General features: G+C 37.1%; 15 protein-coding genes and 2 riboswitches. Of the genes, 11 read left to right on the forward strand and 4 right to left on the reverse strand.

Annotation, left to right across the window (positions count from 1 at the left end):
* Window positions 1–40: 40 nt before the first annotated feature.
* Together C1724_RS23265 and C1724_RS23270 are read right to left on the reverse strand one after the other, a co-directional pair.
* Window positions 41–1,999 carry an AMP-binding protein gene (locus C1724_RS23265; RefSeq protein ID WP_102349145.1) on the reverse strand — a complete coding sequence of 653 codons (1,959 nt, stop codon included), beginning with the start codon at window positions 1,997–1,999 and terminating at the stop codon, window positions 41–43.
* Window positions 2,000–2,051: 52 nt separating this feature from the next.
* Complete coding sequence (locus C1724_RS23270; protein WP_102349146.1) at window positions 2,052–3,212, reverse strand: acyl-CoA dehydrogenase family protein; 1,161 nt, start codon at window positions 3,210–3,212, stop codon at window positions 2,052–2,054.
* A gap of 166 nt (window positions 3,213–3,378) precedes the next feature.
* Window positions 3,379–3,492, reverse strand: a riboswitch (SAM riboswitch).
* A gap of 156 nt (window positions 3,493–3,648) precedes the next feature.
* Window positions 3,649–3,753: riboswitch (SAM riboswitch) on the forward strand.
* 139 nt (window positions 3,754–3,892) lie between these two features.
* Here C1724_RS23270 and C1724_RS23275 point away from each other — a divergent pair.
* From C1724_RS23275 to C1724_RS23310, 8 genes are all read left to right on the forward strand, one after another.
* Window positions 3,893–5,284: an LLM class flavin-dependent oxidoreductase gene (locus C1724_RS23275; RefSeq protein ID WP_102349147.1), complete on the forward strand. Its 1,392-nt coding sequence runs from the start codon at window positions 3,893–3,895 to the stop codon at window positions 5,282–5,284.
* A 51-nt stretch (window positions 5,285–5,335) separates the two neighbouring features.
* Window positions 5,336–6,346, forward strand: a complete 1,011-nt coding sequence (locus C1724_RS23280; RefSeq protein ID WP_102349148.1) for a methionine ABC transporter ATP-binding protein — start codon at window positions 5,336–5,338, stop codon at window positions 6,344–6,346.
* Window positions 6,333–6,998 carry a methionine ABC transporter permease gene (locus C1724_RS23285; RefSeq protein WP_102349149.1) on the forward strand — a complete coding sequence of 222 codons (666 nt, stop codon included), beginning with the start codon at window positions 6,333–6,335 and terminating at the stop codon, window positions 6,996–6,998. Before C1724_RS23280 ends, C1724_RS23285 begins: the two co-directional genes overlap by 14 nt.
* 20 nt (window positions 6,999–7,018) lie before the next feature.
* A complete protein-coding gene (locus tag C1724_RS23290) occupies window positions 7,019–7,849 on the forward strand; it encodes a MetQ/NlpA family ABC transporter substrate-binding protein (RefSeq protein WP_102349150.1) in 831 nt (276 codons plus the stop codon).
* Window positions 7,850–8,296: 447 nt separating this feature from the next.
* Complete coding sequence (locus C1724_RS23295) at window positions 8,297–9,091, forward strand: 2-keto-4-pentenoate hydratase (protein ID WP_102349151.1); 795 nt, start codon at window positions 8,297–8,299, stop codon at window positions 9,089–9,091.
* A 32-nt stretch (window positions 9,092–9,123) separates the two neighbouring features.
* A complete protein-coding gene (locus C1724_RS23300) occupies window positions 9,124–11,034 on the forward strand; it encodes a XylR N-terminal domain-containing protein (protein WP_102349152.1) in 1,911 nt (636 codons plus the stop codon).
* A 327-nt stretch (window positions 11,035–11,361) separates the two neighbouring features.
* Window positions 11,362–12,276 (forward strand): catechol 2,3-dioxygenase, encoded by a 915-nt coding sequence (locus C1724_RS23305; RefSeq protein WP_102349153.1) that lies wholly within the window; start codon window positions 11,362–11,364, stop codon window positions 12,274–12,276.
* A gap of 255 nt (window positions 12,277–12,531) precedes the next feature.
* Complete coding sequence (locus tag C1724_RS23310) at window positions 12,532–12,846, forward strand: 2Fe-2S iron-sulfur cluster binding domain-containing protein (protein ID WP_102349154.1); 315 nt, start codon at window positions 12,532–12,534, stop codon at window positions 12,844–12,846.
* A gap of 61 nt (window positions 12,847–12,907) precedes the next feature.
* Here the strand turns inward: C1724_RS23310 and C1724_RS23315 are convergent, their stop codons facing one another.
* A complete protein-coding gene (locus C1724_RS23315) occupies window positions 12,908–14,218 on the reverse strand; it encodes a cytochrome P450 (RefSeq protein ID WP_102349155.1) in 1,311 nt (436 codons plus the stop codon).
* Between the two features lie 113 nt (window positions 14,219–14,331).
* Between C1724_RS23315 and C1724_RS23320 the strand changes: the two genes are divergently transcribed.
* Window positions 14,332–14,673, forward strand: a complete 342-nt coding sequence (locus C1724_RS23320; RefSeq protein ID WP_102349156.1) for a hypothetical protein — start codon at window positions 14,332–14,334, stop codon at window positions 14,671–14,673.
* Window positions 14,674–16,099: 1,426 nt separating this feature from the next.
* Here C1724_RS23320 and C1724_RS23325 read toward each other — a convergent pair.
* Entirely contained in the window at window positions 16,100–17,128 is a 1,029-nt protein-coding gene (locus C1724_RS23325; protein ID WP_102349157.1) for a hypothetical protein, read from the reverse strand.
* 313 nt (window positions 17,129–17,441) lie between these two features.
* Here C1724_RS23325 and C1724_RS23330 point away from each other — a divergent pair, with 313 nt between their 5' ends.
* Together C1724_RS23330 and C1724_RS23335 are read left to right on the forward strand one after the other, a co-directional pair.
* Window positions 17,442–19,202, forward strand: a complete 1,761-nt coding sequence (locus C1724_RS23330) for a SulP family inorganic anion transporter (RefSeq protein ID WP_102349158.1) — start codon at window positions 17,442–17,444, stop codon at window positions 19,200–19,202.
* A 29-nt stretch (window positions 19,203–19,231) separates the two neighbouring features.
* Window positions 19,232–19,579 carry an ArsR/SmtB family transcription factor gene (locus C1724_RS23335; protein ID WP_102349159.1) on the forward strand — a complete coding sequence of 116 codons (348 nt, stop codon included), beginning with the start codon at window positions 19,232–19,234 and terminating at the stop codon, window positions 19,577–19,579.
* The last annotated feature ends 141 nt before the right edge of the window (window positions 19,580–19,720 follow it).

The raw sequence follows: 19,720 nt of genomic DNA on the forward strand, positions 1-19,720 counted from the left end.
GCCTCCTAGTATTTCATCATTGAAAACTGCATCTATTTATTTATCCAATCGCGTTAGCTAATTTCCGGATAGGCTCAATGGCGTCAATGTTAGCAATTGTAGAAACATCCCCAACAGGTAGATTTAGATAAGCTGCTTTTATTACTTTTCGGATAACTTTATTGCTTTGTGTTGTAGGTAATTTTTCAACAATGTGGATTTCTTTTGGACAAAAGGATTTTCCTAGTTTGTATTCAATTTTGCTTTTCCACTTATTTAGGTAGGAATCGTCGACTTGAATACCATCAGATACTACAACAAAAGCAACTGGAACATGGCCTTTTATTACATCGGGAATACCAACAACGGCCGCTAATTCGATCTCTTTATGATCAGTTAACAAAGATTCAATTTCGGATGGGCCAATTCGCTTTCCAGCTACTTTTAACGTATCGTCTGAACGACCAATTACATACCAAAAACCATCTGTATCAATCTTTACTTGATCTCCATGTGCCCAAACATCCTCCCATATACTCCAATATGTATCAAAGTACCGGCGAGTATCATTCCAAAACGATCTTGTCATTCCTAAAGATGGTTTTGTTAAAACAAGCTCGCCTGTTTCACCTCTAATCGATTGCCCGCTCGTATCAAAGACATCAACTGCTAAACTAGGGAGTGGCCCGTGAAAACATCCTGGTTTAAATGGGAAGATTGGAAAACAACCGATAATCCCACCTGAGACTTCAGTACCACCTGAAAAATTAATGATAGGTAGTTTACGCTGGCCAACCACCTCTAAAAACCAGCGCCATGAAAGAGCATCCCATGGTTCACCTGTTGAACCAAGTATTCTTAGAGAGGAGAGATCGTGCTTTTGTACCCATTCGTCACCTTTAAGCATTAAAGTTCGAATTGCAGTTGGGGCAGTTCCGAAAATATTGATTTTATGGTCAGCAGTTAATTTCCATAACCGATCTGGGTTAGGGTAATCAAGGCTTCCTTCATAAAGAACAACCGTTGCACCAAAAAACGATGCCCCAAGGAATAGCCAAGGTCCCATCACCCAGCCCATATCAGTTAACCAAAAGATTCTATCTCGCGGTTTTATATCAAAGCAAAAATACATGTCAAGCGTAATTTTAATTGGGAAACCGCCATGTGTATGGACAGTTCCTTTTGGTTTTCCAGTTGTACCTGATGTATAAACAATCATAAATGGATCATTTGTATCCATCACTTCAGTGTCTACACTTAGTGAGGACTGATAACTATCCCATAATAATTCATTATTATTTAAAGAGATATCGCTGTTCAAGTGTGGGATCACAATCGTATAGTTTACGGACGGAGTAAACTTTACCGCTTCCTGTGCTGTTTTTCGCATAGGAATCTTTTTACCTTTTCGGTAATACTCATCTGCTGTAATGAGTATCTTTGCATTACAATCGACCAAACGACTTGCAATAGCATCAGCACCGTATCCGGAAAAGATAGGGACAACAATTGCTCCAATTTTCGCGCATGCGAAAATAGTTATTGCCACTTCTGGTAGAGGAGGCAAGTACATTCCGATACATGTTCCTTTTTTTACTCCAAGTTGGATAAGGTAAGCAGCTATTCTATTAACCTCGTGATCTACTTCCGTATAACTAAGCGTCCGCTGCCGGCCATCTTCGCCTTCCCAAATAATCGCTGGCACATCAGCGCTATCACGGTGTAAATGTTTCTCAATACAATTAGAGTAAAGATTTAGCTTTCCGTTTTTAAACCATTCCGTGTGGGCAATCCCTTTAGAATAATCCATTACCTTTTCGTAGTTCTCATACCAATTAATCTGTATTTCCCTTAAATAAGTGGAGAAAAACCAATTCGGATCTGCAGCTGATTTTCGGATCAAGGTTTGATAGTTTACTAGACCATACTTTTCTATGAAATTTGTTATGTTGGCTTGTTGTATTTGCTCAGTTGACGGATACCAAACAGTTTCGCTTAGATCCTGTCTAGAAATAGCCATGATTGCATCTCTCCTTATTAAAAAATTGCTGTTTGAATAAATCTAGTAAGCTTTACGAATTTAAAACAGCATTGGCTAAATTGTAGATAATCATGTCGTCTGTAGGCGGATTATGCAGGCCTGCACGCACATCGCGGAAATGCCGCTGCAACGGGTTTTGTGCTGAAAGACTTCTAGCACCTACAATTCGCATGGCTAGATCTACTACAACATTCGCACTGTTGGTTACGATATGTTTTGCAGCGGCAAGCTCTGAACCTAGTAGATGTCTTTGATCAGGATAGTCCACCCATTTCCTAGCAACTGAATACAGTACTTCTCGTGCTTTAAATAATTCTAGTTCGATTTCGCCAATTTTTCTTCGAACTTCTGGAACTTCGCTAATTGGGCCAGGTAATGTAGTTGGACGATAGTTCGTTGCAAATGTAACCGCATAGTCTCGTGCAGAAAGTGCAACTCCTAAATATACAGCCGGAATTTGTAGATACCAACCTTTTGGTGAAGGTTTTTTTATATCTTCTACGACAAGTAAGGCATCGTCCTTTACTAGGACATTATCTAAAATTAAATCATCACTCTTTGTACCTCTCATTGCTATGCTGTCCCATGTTTCTTCAATTGACACACCGTCCAATTGGTGATCAATAAGGATAAATCCTTTTTTTCCTGTAGAGTTAATGTCTACAGTTACGATTGAATAGTCAAGTGCCACAGCCATTGATGTAAAGGATTTTCTGCCATTTACACGCCAACCATTGTTTTCTTTTGTTGCAGTTGTTGTCGGAATTCCACCTCTGGAGGGGCTACCTGTTGCTTGTTCCGATTGTGCTAAATTAATTAATGCTTTTTCATTCACAATTAGATCACATAATTTAGCAAAGCTTTCTTCTTTCCAGTTTCGACTTTCGGCTGCTTCAAGTATAACGCCTAGTTGCCAGCCCAATGATAGGGCTGTAGGTGCATCGCCGGTAGCAAGTTTTTCTTGAATTAATAAATAATCATATAAATTGATACCAGAACCGCCGTATTCTTGAGGAACCGTAAGTGCCAGGAAATTATTTCGTTTAATATCCTCAAAATTTTCATACGGGAATGTTCCTTTGGCATCTATTTTCGCCGCTCTTTCTTTAAAGGCGGCAGCTAGGACTTCTGCTTGTTCCAATAAAAGTTGTTGTTGCTTTGAGGTTGTTAATTGTTGATAGGTTATAGTCATTTGTTTTCCTCCAATTATTATTGAACAATATCTTATAAAGCATATAAAACAAATGCGAATAGTGTATTTTATAGGGGAGGTTTAGTTGTTTTTGAGAAAACTCATAAACTTGTAAAAAAAAGTCCACTTCCGATGACGAAAGTGGACTTTTGCTCCATTTTACACTCTCTCATCTTTCAGACATTGATGTCTGCTGGAATGAGCACCTTTCTTAATCAATTGATTAAGCGGTTGCCGCAGGATCGTTGGACCAGATTCCTCCCCTGACTCTTGATAAGACATTGTTACGTATGAATTTGTTAGTCAAACTATAAATGACTTTCTAAAAATTGTCAACGCTGATTGATAAATTTAAATTATTAAAATATTTTTTTAATTTTTTGTTGACAGACATTTCAATTCCATGTATATTTTGGATTAAATTCAATAACAAGTTTTCTTATCCAGAGAGGTGGAGGGACTGGCCCTTTGAAGCCTCGGCAACAGACTATTTAAGTACTGTGCCAATTCCAGCAGGCAATTTTTGCTTGAAAGATAAGAGGAGATATATGCGAGTGCATAGTAGTCAAACCTCTTCTTTTCTTTTAAGAAGAGGTTTTTTTAATGCAAAAAAGTACCAAATAGCAGTGCCTGATAGAATTCTTGTTATTTAATAAATATTTTTCCTGGGAGGAAAAGAAATGACTAAACAAATCATCTTAAATGCGTTTGAAATGAACAGTGCGATGCACAATTCACATGGATTATGGAAACATCCAGAAAATAAGCGTCATCGGCGCTACAAAGATTTAGATTATTGGATTGACTTGGCAAAGCTATTGGAGCGGGGGAAATTTGATTCAGTGTTTTTCGCAGATGTACTCGGAATCTATGATGTTTATCAGGCCAGCAAGGCTCCATCGATTCGAGACGGGCTGCAAGTTCCTTTAAATGATCCTGCCATGCTTGTTTCGGCAATGGCTGCTGTCACTGAAAATCTGTCATTTGCTGTTACTGTTAGTACGACCTATGAACCACCATTTGGAAATGCAAGACGTTTTTCAACGTTAGATCATTTGACTAAAGGAAGAGTTGCATGGAATATTGTTACTTCATATTTACCAAATGCAGCCAAAAATTTCGGGTTAGAAGATATGATCAAACATGATGAGCGCTATCAAATTGCAGATGAATACTTGGAAGTTTCTTATAAGCTGTGGGAGCAAAGCTGGGAAGATGATGCAGTAGTGGAAGATGTGGAACATCACACGCTTGTCGACCCGAGTAAAGTCCATGAAATTAATCATGAAGGGACGTATTTCAATGTGGAAGGACCGCATTTAAGTGAACCTTCCTTACAGCGCACACCAGTCTTGTTTCAAGCAGGCACGTCTAATAGCGGCCTAGAATTTGCTTCTAAACATGCAGAATGCATCTTTGTGGGTGGACCAACACCTGAAAGAATTCGGGAGTATACAGCTGACATTAGAAAACGTGCCGAAAAACATGGACGCAACCCAGAACATATAAAAATTATTTCATTTTTAAACGTGGTTGTAGCAGAAACGACTGAAGAAGCGGAACGGAAATTTGAAGAATATAACAAAGTTTGGAGCGCCGATGCGGCTAAGGCTCAGTATGGTGCAAGCGGATACGATGTAGCTGAATTTGAAAGCCTTGATCCAAATGAGCCATTTGAATATAAAAAGTCAACTGAAGGTGGGCATTATAAAGCAGCCACTTTAACAAAGGATGCGCCAAAAAAATTAACAGTTGGTGAAGTACTGAACCGCTTTGAATCGATAGATCGCAGTAGTTATATTGTTGGTAATCCAACAGAAGTAGCAGATGCGATCCAACACCAATTTGAGGTATCTGGTGTGGATGGGTTTAATTTAAATCATTTAGTCACGCCTGGTGATTTGGAAGCTTTTGTTGATTTAGTAATTCCAATTTTACAGGAACGAGGCTTATACAAAAAGGATTATGCCAAAGGAACATTTCGTGAAAAATTGTTTCCGCAAGGTAAGAGTGTTTTACCTGATGATCATCCTGGCGCAAGTTATAGACGGGAATATGCTGAGAAAAAGTAAGTACTTTTAAGAGCTAAATAGAAATGTGAACAGGAAGTGGGGAAACATCTTGTGATTGAATTGAAAAATATTACAAAAGAATTCAAAAGTAAAACAGGACGTATTGTAGGGGTTGATAATGTTTCCCTTACCATACAAAAAGGTGAGATATTCGGTATTGTAGGCTATAGCGGTGCTGGTAAAAGTACGTTGCTGCGCTGTATGAACATTCTTGAACGACCAACTTCGGGTGAAGTGATTATTGATGGGGTTGACTTGCTAAACCTTTCAAGTAAGAATCTTCGAAAAGCAAGGCAATCTATAGGCATGATTTTTCAAGGCTTTTATTTAGTATCATCCAAAACCGTTTTTGAAAATGTTGCGTTTGCGCTGAAAGCGGCGGGAGTTGACAAAGGTATCATTGAAGAAAGAGTGAATGAGTTGCTTGAACTAGTGGGTCTTAAGGATCGAATTCATCAATATCCGGCCCAATTAAGTGGCGGACAGAAACAAAGGGTAAGTATAGCTCGGGCATTAGCTAATAATCCAAAGGTGCTGCTTTGTGATGAGGCAACATCTGCCTTAGATCCTAGCACAACAAAATCCATTTTATCGTTATTAAAAAAAATAAATAAAGAATTAGGGTTAACCATTGTGATCATTACTCATGAAATGGAGGTTGTAAAAGAGATCTGTCATCGCTGTGCTGTTATGGAAAACGGGAAGGTCGTAGAGCAAGGTGCAACTTATGACATCTTTTCAGATCCGACGAACCCACTAACGCGAAAATTCATTCAAACGATTCTAAACTTTGACTTACCTGATAAGTTGCTAGAAAACGTTAGAGGAACATTGATAAGGCTACAGTTTTGGGGAGATATGGCAGCTGAAGCGGTGGTTTCAGATATGCTCCAGACATATCCTGTTCAAGGTAATATTCTTCATGGAAAGGTGGAATATATTCAGGATGTGCCATTAGGTATATTTATTATGGATCTGAATGGTGAATCGCAGGCTCTAGAAAATGCAATCAATTATCTTCGCAGCCGCGTAAGTAAAGTGGAGGTGGTTGCATATGAGTAGCTTGATCGAACTATTACCTGAATTAAATGTTGCGTTTTTTGAAACGCTTTTAATGGTTGGGATTGCATTGTTGGTAGCCATTCTAGTGGGCATGCCATTAGGTATTATTCTATTTGTAACAGATCGCGGTTTGTTTTTAGAAAATAAATGGATCAAAACCTTTGTAGGAATTCTCATTAACTTAATACGTTCTGTTCCGTTTATTATTTTGCTAGTATTTTTATTACCTTTTACACAGTTTTTATTAGGAACGACAATTGGACCATTGGCTGCATCTGTTTCTTTATCGGTCGCGGCAATTCCTTTTTATGCGAGAATTGTAGAGTCATCTGCTAGGGAAATAGATAAAGGGGTTATTGAAGCAGCTGTGGCAGTTGGCGCATCACCTTGGATGATTATACGCCACATTATATTACCAGAAGCGAAACCGGGCTTTATTACAGGTTTAACGATTACTGCGATTAGTTTAATAGGATACTCTGCGATGGCAGGAACAATTGGCGGGGGCGGTATCGGTGATTTAGCAATACGTTACGGGTACTATCGTTATGATGATACGGTCATGTTCACAACTGTTATTCTATTAATTGTCCTTGTTCAATTTATTCAATATTTTGGCGACTTTATTGCGAAGAAAGTTAATAAACGATAAAAAAAATAGGAGTGATACATTTGAAAAAAGTTATTTATTTATTAATCTCAATTTTATTAGCGGGTACATTGGCAGCATGCGGATCATCCAGCGCACCATCAACGGGTGAATCAGCAGCTGAAAAGAAAGAATTAGTACTGGGTGGAACGATTCCATATAGCGATATGCTAGAACTTGGTGTGAAACCATATCTTGAGAAAAAAGGATATACTGTAACAATAAAAGAATTTAACGATTATGTTCAGCCTAACAAGGCGCTTGATAATGGTTCATTGGATGCAAACCTTTTTCAGCATGAGGTTTATATGAATGCCTTCGCAAAAGAAAATAATATGGAATTAACAAGTGTAATCACAGTACCTACTGCGCCAATAGGTGTTTATTCTAATAAATATAAAACACTTGATGAGATTGAAAATGGCAGTACAGTGGCTATAGCTAACGATCCTACCAATTTGGCTCGTGGTCTTACAGTTTTAAGGGATAATGGCTTAATTGAGTTTAATAGTGATATAGATCCGCTAAAAGCATCTGAAAAAGATATTACTAGCAATCCGAAAGAGCTTAAGTTTCAACCAGTTGAGGCAGCGCAATTGCCAAGAACACTTGAATCTGTTGATTTAGCAGCCATTAACGGTAACTTTGCAATAGCAGCAGGTTTAGATTTAACGAAAGCCCTAGTACGAGATAAGTTACCTGATAATATCATTAATCGTGTTGTTGTGTTAACAAAGAACAAAGATGAACAATTTGTTAAAGACATTAAAGAAGCAGTAGAATCAGATGAATTTAAAAAGGTAATTGAAGAAGAATTCCAAGGCTTTCATAAACCAGATTGGATGACGAAATAATTTAATATTTAAGTCAAAAGGGCCAAATCGACAAGTGCCTGTGTGCTTGTCGATTAGAGAAAAATAGAACATCCCGCAATGGAGGTGTTCTATTTTTTTATGTCACGATATATTTTGATATTTATACGAAAAGCGCTCGTTACTTGCCCTGTTTTTTGTAAGTTTTAGAGGTAGTGTATCAGAAGGATTTACAGTTTAATATTCGTAAAATTAAAATCACCGAACTGATTAAATTATTTGCAGGTTGTCCTCTATAGAGAAACAATGGCTTGTATCTGATTCAGTAGTTTAATATAGTGATATTAGAGGAGTTATTAAAAGTGGAAACTAGTTACTTTTAATAACGTCAAAAAATGAAAGCGTTGCCAATGGAATAGGGCAAACTAGTAATCTTTTTCACAAATACATAGAACCAAAGTCATTGAGGAATAGGGAGGATGTCAGTGTATGAAAAAAGAAGGAGATCAAAAAGTATTCGGAAATTTGGCTGCAGCACTTATTGCAGCTGAGAAACAGTCAAAACTAATTCCACGCTGGACTATTCAATATCCAAAATTAACTGAAGAAGACGGTTATCAAATTCTTGACCATTACATCCAGCAATTCCAACAGCAAGGTGAGAAACTAATAGGATATAAGCTTGGCTATACAAGCGAACCAATGAGAAAGCAAATGGGAATAGAAACCCCTTGTTATGGTTATATTTTTGATCGTCATATAACTAATGCTGTTCAAGATAAGCATTGGGAGAAATGGGTTCATCCAAAAATGGAGCCAGAACTGGCCGTGATTCTCAAGAAAGATATCCCACATTCTTTATCTATTTTGGAGTGGGAAGAAGCGATTGATCGAATCTATTTAGTAGCAGAAATAGTTGATAGTCGATATGAGCATTATCAATTTAAGCTCCCAGATATTATTGCTGATAATAATTCAATTGGTGCCGTTATAGTTAACGAACAAGATGCCATTTCTTTTGCAGATTTTACAAAAGATTTAACCGTGAAAGTATGGAATGGTGATCAATTAATTGAAGATGGTTCAACTAAATCAGTTATGGAGCATCCGATTAATGCATTGAATTGGTTGGCCGACAAATTAAACTCACATGGTAAATGTCTTCATAAGGGGGACTTCATTATTACCGGAGGGCTAACTAAGGCGATTGATATAAAATCAACACATGAATGGAAAATCGAGCTATATGACAAAGGCAGCACATTAAGAAAACTTACATTATAAGCAAGCGATCTTAAAATGAGGTGATGTAGCCAATGAGTAATTACCATTCTTATACGAACAGCGATGCTTTTGTGACTTTACCATTAGATGGAAAGATCTTTATGGATAATCAGAGAGTATTAATGACTTCGACCGCAGCCATGGGGTTACTGCGCAAAGATTTAATAGAAATGGTTGGCAAGAAAAGAATGAAACAGTTTCTTCTTCGCTATGGATGGAGTCTTGGTGTACATGATGCTACACAAATATTTTTGAATAATAACTACCCTACGATTGAAGACATGTTATTAGCAGGTCCGAAAATGCATATGCAAAATGGACATGTCTATGTTCAAACCCAAACACTTGAAGTTGATCGTAACCAAGATCATTTCTATATGGAGGGTGTATGGAAACATTCCTATGAGGCTGATGAGAATAAAAAACTGTTTGGGCTTGATACTGGAACCACGTGTTTTACGTCAGTTGGTTATGCAAGTGGCTACCTTTCAACCATTTTAGGAAAGGTTGTCATAGTTAAGGAAGTGCAATGTGAAGGGAAAGGTGATCATTTTTGCAAGTGGATCGCTAAATCTGCAGATGAATGGGAAGAAGAGGTTGACAAAGATTTAGCAAGCTTTAGTGAAACAAGTATGATTAAAGAGTTAGAACTAGCCTATGAAAAGATAAAGGAAGAACGAGATAATCTAACAAAATCGTTTACAATTCATAAGCGCCTTACCGGAGAAATCATCCAAGGCCATGATTTGCAATCGATCGCAAATGTATTGCTTGAGGCACTAGATATACCTGTGTTAATAGAGGATCGTCAATTCAATCTCATCGCTGCAGCGGGTTTAAATGCGATAGAAGAACAAAAATACAACGAACAAATTAAACAATTAAATGGTACGGAGAAGAAATACTTTAATGAACTTAAGCTTGAATATCAAAAAGATTTTAAAGCTCACATTGTACATGTAGGTACAAATCATTATCGGTTAATGATACCGATACTACTTAATCAAAAAATAAGCGGCTACTGCTCTGTCGTTCGTTCAGTTGGTGAATTTACGACGTTAGAAAAAATGATTATTGAACGTGCGTCCGTTGTCTGTGCTATGTATCTATTAAATGAACGTACAGCACTAGAGGCAGAGCAACGAATACGTGGTAATATTTTAGAAGAAATATTAGCGGGTGATCTATGTAAGCAAGAGCTATTAAAGCTTGGAGATTATGTTGGTTTAGACTTTTTGAAACCATTTACAACGCTTGTAGTGGATACAAGTAAACAAGATGAGCAAAATGTGCGAGCCCAAATGGAGTGGAAAGGAAACATTGTCAATAGACTTTCTCAATACTTTAAAAACATGGCAATGAAAGTTATATTGACCCTTAAATCGAACCAGATAGTTTTAATGATTGCTAATGATATGTTAGTGGAGCTCAATAAAAAAATAGATGAGTTTGCTAATGAAATTCGAGCATTTTGCATGGAGATAAGTCCTAAACATATTTTTTATGTAGGTATTAGCACATCTACGAATAAGATCGAACATGCTAAGCAGCAGTATGAAGAAGCATTAGCAGCATTAAAAATATGTACAAAATATAAGCCGATCATTCCTTTTAATGAACTTGGTATTATTGGTGTACTGATCCAAACAGGTGATAGGGAAGCCATTAAAAGATATGCGAATCTTGAATTGAAAGATCTCCTAGATTATGATCATAAAAAATGTATGGATCTAACCAAGACACTGTACCACTATATTATAAATGGTGGCAATTTAGATCAAACTGCGCATAGTATGGCATTGTCAATTAGCGGCTTGCGATACAGAATTGAAAAAATAAAAGATATATTGACTTTGGATATACGCCAGCCAACGGTAAGCTATTCTTTATTTCTCGCACTTCAAACACTTATACTATTAGGTGAGCTTCAATTTAATTCTTAAAACGTATTAAAAGTATGAACTTGAAAGTGAATATGATTAAAACGAGAAGGCCTTTTACGATTGTCGTAGAAGGCCTTTTTATTTTGGTGTTTGTAAATGGATAAGTTTTTAGCAAGATAGCCGCTACATATAGTTGTTTCCTAGATTGTGATAATTTTGACATTTATGTGAACAACTAGAGAAGTGAAATGAAAGAAATGTGCGAAATACTGTATGTTTTTGTTCAATTTTATAAAAAAATTAGTAGTTTCCATAGCTAAGAACAAGCTAACTAATAACTTATAATTGTATTCAGAACATTATAAATGTTTATAGGGGGAATTAGAAATGGCGATTATGAGATTGGGAAGAGTAGAGCTGCGCTGTCCAAACTGGGAAAAGTCAATAGAATATTACAAAAATGTAATAGGTCTGCATGAGACGGCCCGTGAGGAAGATAAAGTATATTTAAAAGCTTGGGATGAGCATGATCATCATAGTGTCATTTTAAAGAAATCGGATTGTGCTGGACTTGAACATTTAGCGTTCAAATGCGAATTTGCCTCTGATTTAGATTTATATGAAGAGAAATTGAATAATTATGGAATAACAACAGAGCGTGTTCCTAAAGGCACTCGGATTGCAGAGGGTGAAGCGGTTCGTTTTAAACTGCCAACTGGTCAGGTTATGGAACTGTATCATGAAATTGAAGTAGTTGGAAATGGTTTACCCCTAGTAAATCCTGATCCGTGGCCTGAGGGGTTAAAAGGAATTCACCCAACACGTTTAGATCATTTACTAGTTTCAGGCGATGATGTTGATGGAACTGTCAAATTATTTATCGATATATTTGACTTTCATGCAAGTGAACGGTTAGTTGGTGGCGAAAATAATGAACAAAACTTGGCTGTATGGTTGTTCAAAACAAATACAGCCCATGATATTGCTGTTATTAAAGGTCCTGAAGGGAAATTACACCATGTCGCCTTCTGGTTAGATGAATTTGTTGAGTTACGTAATGCAGCAGACATCATGTCAAGAAATGATGTTATGATAGATGCTGGACCGACCCGCCATGGCATTACGAGAGGTACAACTATTTACTTCTTTGACCCGTCAGGAAACAGGAATGAAGTGTTCTGTGGGGGTTATATCACGTATCCTGATTCCCCAACAATTACATGGACTGAAGATACAATCGGTAAAGCGATTTTCTATTTTGAACGAGAACTAAATGAAAGATTTACGTCTGTTTTTTCTTAATAACTAGCTAGCTTGTTATTGCATTGAAGTTTCTCTTTTAACTTGTTGAAAGCGTTGACATGCAAGTGAATGAGAGACTTCTTTTTAATTTTAGGCTGTGTTAAATCTAAATATTGATTTTCTATCAGGTGTTGATTGGAGCGGAAATCAACATTCGCGTTTAACAAAGTCTAATTTTAAAAAAAGTTTTGGGTCCTGAGTCTTTCCACGCTGATAATAGATCATTATTAATACCATATTTTAAGGAGATGGAGAATGGAGAGTTTTAAAGTTATTATTAACAAAAAAGTAATAACATGTTACCCATCTGAAACTTTGCTTAATGCATCCCAACGTCAATTTGGAGGCATCTTTATAGGGTGTAAAGGCGGTGGCTGTGGCTTGTGTAAGATTAAGGTAAGCAGCGGTGAAACAGCAGATGCCGGAAATTGGTCAAAATCTGCATTAGCGGACGAAGAGTATAATCGTGGCTACCGGCTAGCATGTCAGTGTAAACCGGTCACAAATATGACGATCGAAACATGCAGGGAATCAAATAAAATAGTAAGAAAATCAACTACAACAAAATAGAGCATAAAAAACCGACAAGTGCCAGGCACTTGTCGGTTTTTCGTGTTGTTTAGTTATAGAATTATTTTGCTAGAATCTTTAGCTGCAGTCCATTTTTGATTCGTAAAGACACTAGAGGTTCGGGTGTTATTTTTCTAGGATTGTCTGTAAGCTTTAATACAAACCTTTGATTTATCATCGCAATGATCAAAATGGATTCCATACTTGCAAATTGACTGCCAATACACCCACGAGGACCTGCGCCGAATGGAAAATAACTGTAGTTCTTAATGAGTGATAATTGACTTGTAGAAAAACGTTCTGGTTGGAAACATCCAGCATTATAAAAATAAGCAGGATTTCGCTGAATGACATAAGGACTTATTAAAAAAGTATCTTGTTTGGAAAAGTTTTTTCCGATAATCTCAACATCCTCAACTGCCTCTCGAAGTAAGATCCATGCTGGCGGATATAAGCGGAGCGTCTCTGAAAATACTTGATTCGTATAGGTAAGCTCTTTTATATCTTCGAATCGTGGAAGTCTATTTGAAATGACTTTGTTAATTTCATTATGTACTTGCGTTTCAACAGAAGGATGCTGTGCTAATAATAATAACATCCATGTTAACACATTTGCAGTTGTTTCATGTCCAGCTATTACAATAGTAAGTATTTGATTTCGTAAATCGTCGCGTGTGATTCGTTCATGCCCACGTTGCAGCAATTGTAGTAATGTAGTTTCGCTTGATTTTTTCTGATTTGAACGAAGTAATTCGTCCACAAGCTCTTCTAGTACAGCAATACCTTTTTTATAGTTGTAATTTTTGATCGTCGGTATAGATGAGGGTATTGGAAAGGGCATGAGTAGCGATTGAGCTGTTTTTTCAATAATATCATTCACTGCTTTAGTAATCGTGGTTAGTTTCTTTTTTATGTCTATACCAAACATAGTTTTTACAATAATACGAAGTGTTAGTTCAAGCATATCCTGACTAACAAATCGTTCTTCGCCATCCTTCCACGTATCAATTAGATCTTCTGTAAAATGAATCACTGTTTCTGCGTAGGACTTGATGTATTGTTTTTGGAATGCAGGCTGCATCACTTTACGTTGTTCTTGGTGCTCTTTACCTTCTGAAGTCAGCAGGCCATTTCCGAGGGTTTGGCCAAGAATTTTTGATGAATTTCCTTTAATAAATTTAGAATGATTAACAGTTAAAATCTCTTTCACTGCATCAGGAGAATGTACAATATAGGAATTACTTTGTTTAGTAGCGTTAAGGCAAACAAAATCACCGAGGGTAGAGGTATTTAATAAAAATTGTAAAGGATCCCTACGGAATTTTAGATAATTAATAGGTTGTAAACCTTTGATATTTGAAACAACCGTCATTACAAGAATCCTCCTAAAATCAATTAATCAAACTGAATGAAAATGCTTATAAGATTAATATCTGCTCAAAGGGGGATAATTATTTTATATAACATGTAAAAGGAGTTCTACAAATGAGTGAAAAAACGATAATCTTAAGTAACCCTGCAGATGTGGAAAAGTTATATGAAAGAGCTAAAAATGAGGTGTTTCCTCATTTGCGAGATTCTTGTAGAGCATTATCAAGCGAATTCTTCGAGCATATTAACAATAACTCAAACGAGTATGAAATAGATTTTGATACTAACAAGGCTTTATACTATTTTGTTAGACATTTTAAAGAGATTGTACCAGTGGAAATGTTAGATGACACTTTAAAATTGTCATTAGATGATTTAGCAAGACAAGTATCGATTACAGATGCTTACATAACAGATGAAAAAGGGTTTGAAGATAACCAACATCAAATGTTTTAATAAACTCGGATAGTGTTGTTGGGCAGGAGTTTGTTGATATAGTGCGGTGGATAAAGTAGTCAGAATTAGCAAAGGGTTTTGAGAATGAATGAAGATTCAGCTGTAATGTAGTCAGAATTAGCAAAGGGCTATGACAGAAACCGTTGATTAAACCGAAAAGGAGCCAGAATCAGGTAGGAATTCTGACAAAAACCTTTGATTAAGTTGAAAAGTAGTCAGAACCAGCGAGGGATACCGACAGGAAAAAGAGCTGAAGCCGAAAAGGAGTCAGAACCAGGGAGGAATTCTGACAGAAAAGGGCGCAAAAGCCGAAAAGTAGTCAGAATCGGGGTGGAATTCTGACAGAAAAAGGCGCAAAAGCTGAAAAGTAGTCAGAATCAGGGTGTGATTCTGACAGGAAAAGACGCTAGAGCTGAAAAGGAGTCAGAATTAGGGTGGAATTCTGACAGAAAAAGGCGCAAAAGCTGAAAGTAGTCAGAATCAGGGTAGAATTCTGACAGAAAAAGGCGCAAAAGCTGAAAAGTAGTCAGAATCAGGGTGTGATTCTGACAGGAAAAGACGCTAGAGCTGAAAAGTAGTCAGAATCGGGGTGGAATTCTGACAGGAACAGGAGTTGAAGCCGAAAAGTAGTCAGAACCAGGGAGGGATTCTGACAGAAAAAGGCGCAAAAGCTGAAAAGTAGTCAGAATCAGGGTAGAATTCTGACAGAAAAAGGAGTAAAAGCCGAAAAGTAGTCAGAACCAGGGTGGAATTCTGACAGAAAAAGGAGTAAAAGCCGAAAAGTAGTCAGAATCAGGGTGTGATTCTGACAGGAAAAGACGCTAGAGCTGAAAAGTAGTCAGAATTAGGGTGGGATTCTGACAGGAAAAGCAGCAAAAGCCGAAAAGTAGTCAGAATTAGGGTGTGATTCTGACAGGAAAAGACGCTAGAGCTGAAAAGTAGTCAGAATCAGGGTGGAATTCTGACAGGAAAAGGCGCAAAAGCCAAAAAGTAGTCAGAATCAGGGAGGAATTCTGACAGGAACAGGAGCGCAAGCCGAAAAGTAGTCAGAATCAGGGGGTGATTCTGACAGGAACAGGAGCAAAAGCCAAATAGTAGTCAGAACCAGCGAGGAATTCTGACAGGAAAAGGAGCAAAAGGCGAAAAGGAGTCAGAATCAGGGAGGAATTCTGACAGGACAAGGCGCAAGAGCTGAAAAGGAGTCAGAACCAGCGAGGAATTTTGACAGGAACAGTTGCAAAAGCCGAAAAGTAGTCAGAATCAGGAAGTAATTCTGACAGGAAAAGCAACTAAAGCTGATAAGTAGTCAGAATCAAGGGTGGCTATTTAAATAAATAAGTAACTCCTATTGCAGCGAAAAAGCACACGATGTGTATAGCATCGTGTGCTTTTTCATATGTTTTATCGATTTTGCGTATATAGTTAATTATTTTTGTACTAGAGCTTCAATTTGGGATTTTGCTTGATTTAAAATAGCCTGAGCTTTTTCTTTCGTTGCGTCATTCAAATTAGCGAAGATGTCAGAATAATTATTTCTATGCTCAATCCCACCTTTAAACTCAGGCATCTTAATTCCAAGCTCCGATAATTGTGTTTGAGCCTCTTCATGAGTAAGACTGCCGTCTTTCACCTGATCTAAAATAGCCTGAGCTTTTTCTTTCGTTGCGTCATCCAAATTGGCGAAGATGTCAGAACGGTTATTTCTATGCTCAAGTCCACCTTTAAACTTAGGCATCTCAATTCCAAGCTCCAATAGCTGTGCTTGAGCCTCTTCATGAGCAAGACTACCGTCTTTCACCAATTCAAGAATAGCCTGAGCTTTTTCTTTCGTTGCGTCATCCAAATTGGCGAAGATGTCAGAACGGTTATTTCTATGCTCAATCCCACCTTTAAACTCAGGCATCTCAATTCCAAGCTCCGATAATTGTGTTTGAGCATCTTCACGAGCAAGACTGCCGTCTTTCACCAATTCAAGAATAGCCTGAGCTTTTTCTTTCGTCGCGTCATCCAAATTAGCAAAGATGTCAGAATGGTTATTTTTATGCCCAAACCCTCCCCAAAAACTAGGCATCTCAATTCCAAGCTCCGATAACTGTGCTTGAGCATCTTCACGAGCAAGACTGCCGTCTTTCACCAACTCAAGAATAGCTTGAGCTTTTTCTTTCGTTGTCTCATCTAAATTAGCAAATCTGTCAATTTTCAAACCTTTAGTTGGTAATGCTATACCAAGGTCCGCCAATTTAGTTTTTGTATCATCCATTATAGCCTGAATTTTTTCTTGTGCAGTTTCATCCAAATTTTTTAGGGCCATTCCCTTAAAAACTTTAACCACTGCTGCAGGTGGAGTTTCATTGACATTTTCCTCGGCAAAAGCAGGATATGCAGTTGCCCCCATAACACCTAATGATAATGCCCCTGTTAACATATACCCGATTAATTTGCTTTTCTTTTTCATAATATTATCCTCCGATTTAGTTTTATGTAGCAAGGCATTGAATGCCTTACAATCGTTACTGTACTCCTTCAATGTGTCAGCAATATGTCAAAAGAATTTTTAGCGCTAATAATTAGAGGGCAACGACGGCATAAGTCTATTATAAATATATTATGTAAACTAGAAGATCTTAATATGTTAAACATCAAATTTTGTCGGAAACATACTAGAAAATTATTTTGACATTACGAGTAAATAGGTATAAATTCATATAATAGTATATTCAAATATTCAGATATACTTAGAAATAATTCAAAACGAAGAAGGGTTGTACATGCTAAAGAAGTTGAGGTTTACTGGGAGATTTTCAGGCTATTCTTTACAAAGTTTTCAAAAAGATCTTCTATCAGGACTCGTAGTAGGGGTAATTGCGATACCATTAGGGATGGCCTTTGCGATTGCTTCCGGAGTAAAGCCGGAATATGGTATTTATACGACAATTATTGCGGGGATTTTAATTTCATTGTTTGGTGGTTCAAGATATCAAATCGGTGGACCTACTGGTGCATTTATACCTATATTATTAGGCGTTGTTATGACCTATGGATATGAAAATCTATTAATTGCAGGATGTATGGCAGGGATTATATTATTGTTAATGGGGATTTTTAAGCTGGGGTCATTAATTAAATTTATTCCTCGGCCTGTAACAATAGGTTTTACCGCTGGAATTGCAGTTATAATCTTTACAGGCCAAATTGCTAATTTTCTCGGTCTTACAGATATTGAAAAGCATGAAGCATTTTTAGCGAATATAACTGAGATTATCGACCATATTGATACGATAAATCTTTATAGTGTCGTCACAGCTACCATCTGTTTATTAACAATTATAATAACACCTAAAGTTTTTCCGAAGGTGCCTGGCCCGCTCATTGGTTTATTACTTTCAACCATAATCGCGAATATATTCTATCCAGCTCAAGTGGCAACAATCGGTTCAACATATGGAAATATACCTAGTAATCTACCTAGCTTTCAATTTCCTGAAATTACACTTGAAAAGATTCAACAACTCATTCGACCCGCTTTTGTCATTGCGATGCTTGGTGCCATTGAATCTTTATTATCCGCAGTCGTTGCAGATGGCATGACTAATAGCAAGCATAATAGTAATCGGGAGCTTGTTGGTCAAGGAATTGCAAATATCATTACTCCATTTTTTGGTGGGATCCCGGCAACAGGGGCAATCGCAAGAACCGCAACAAACATAAAAAATGGAGCAGTATCACCTTTTTCTGGTATTATTCATGGTATCATGGTTTTATTAATATTAATTTTATTTGCACCATATGCGTCCAATATACCATTAGCAAGTATGGCACCTATCTTAATGGTTGTTGCTTGGAATATGAGTGAACGTCATGTCTTTTATCATGTATTAAAAATTAAAACTGAAGATTCATTGGTTTTAGTAGTCACATTTTTATTAACCGTTTTTGTCAACCTTACAGTTGCAGTTGAAGTGGGACTAATTTTGGCGGTTGTACTGTTTACAAAACGCATGAGTGATTTGATGGTAACGGCTAGGGCTCTACCTAACCGAAATAACAAACATGAAAAAGTTGAAACACATATGGTATCTGATACACATGATTGTCCGCAAATTAGTATTTATAATATCGAAGGTCCGCTGTTCTTCGGCGTTGCTGCAACGTTTGGGCATACCATTATGAGCACGATCAATTACAAGCCTCGTGTTTTATTATTAAGGATGGGAAGAGTTCCTTTTATGGATTCAACGGGTGAAGCCAACTTAACAAGTGTCGTGAAGAACTTTTCAAAACATGGTGTCGTGTTAATTTCAGGTATAAAGTCTCAACCTAAAAGCGTATTACAAAAAACGGGGCTCTATGATCTTATTGGGGAACAACACTTTTTTGAACATACAGGTGAGGCAATTAATTATGCGTTAACGCATTTAAATAAAGATAAATGTTTAGGTTGTAAACATTTTGCATTTAGGGAATGTGCAGCACTCTCAGCATCAAAAGACACATCTCAACACAATAAAGAAAATGTACTTATGTCTTAAAAGTGGGATTAATAAATGAGGTGGAAAGAATGAATTTAGAATTGCAACAGTTTAAAGCTGAATTTTTTAAGGCGCTTTCACATCCATTACGGATTAGGATTCTTGAATTGCTAGCAGAGGGCGATAAAAACGTAAATGAAATTCAAAGTTTAGTCGGAAGTGAAGGCTCGGCTGTTTCTCAACAATTAACGGTATTAAGAGCTAAAAATATTGTCACGGGTACAAAGGATGGTAACCGCGTCATATATTCACTAAGAGATCCAATGATCATTGAACTTTTACAAGTTGCGCGCCAAATATTTAACAACCACCTCGTAGATACGATCACCATGTTAGACAAATTTAATGATAATGATGAGACAGAAGCAGACAACTAATTCCAAACCGGAAATGAAAAAGTAAATACTGACAGCGCTTTTTAAAAAATGACAATTTTTATTAAATTGTCATTTTTTTTTTTAATAAATAGAACATTTAGAAAGATACGTGGTAGAATGGGGAAAAGAAATAAATTTTAT

This window comes from Bacillus sp. Marseille-P3661 (assembly GCF_900240995.1).
In the GTDB taxonomy this organism is placed as follows: Bacteria; Bacillota; Bacilli; order Bacillales; family Bacillaceae_J; genus OESV01.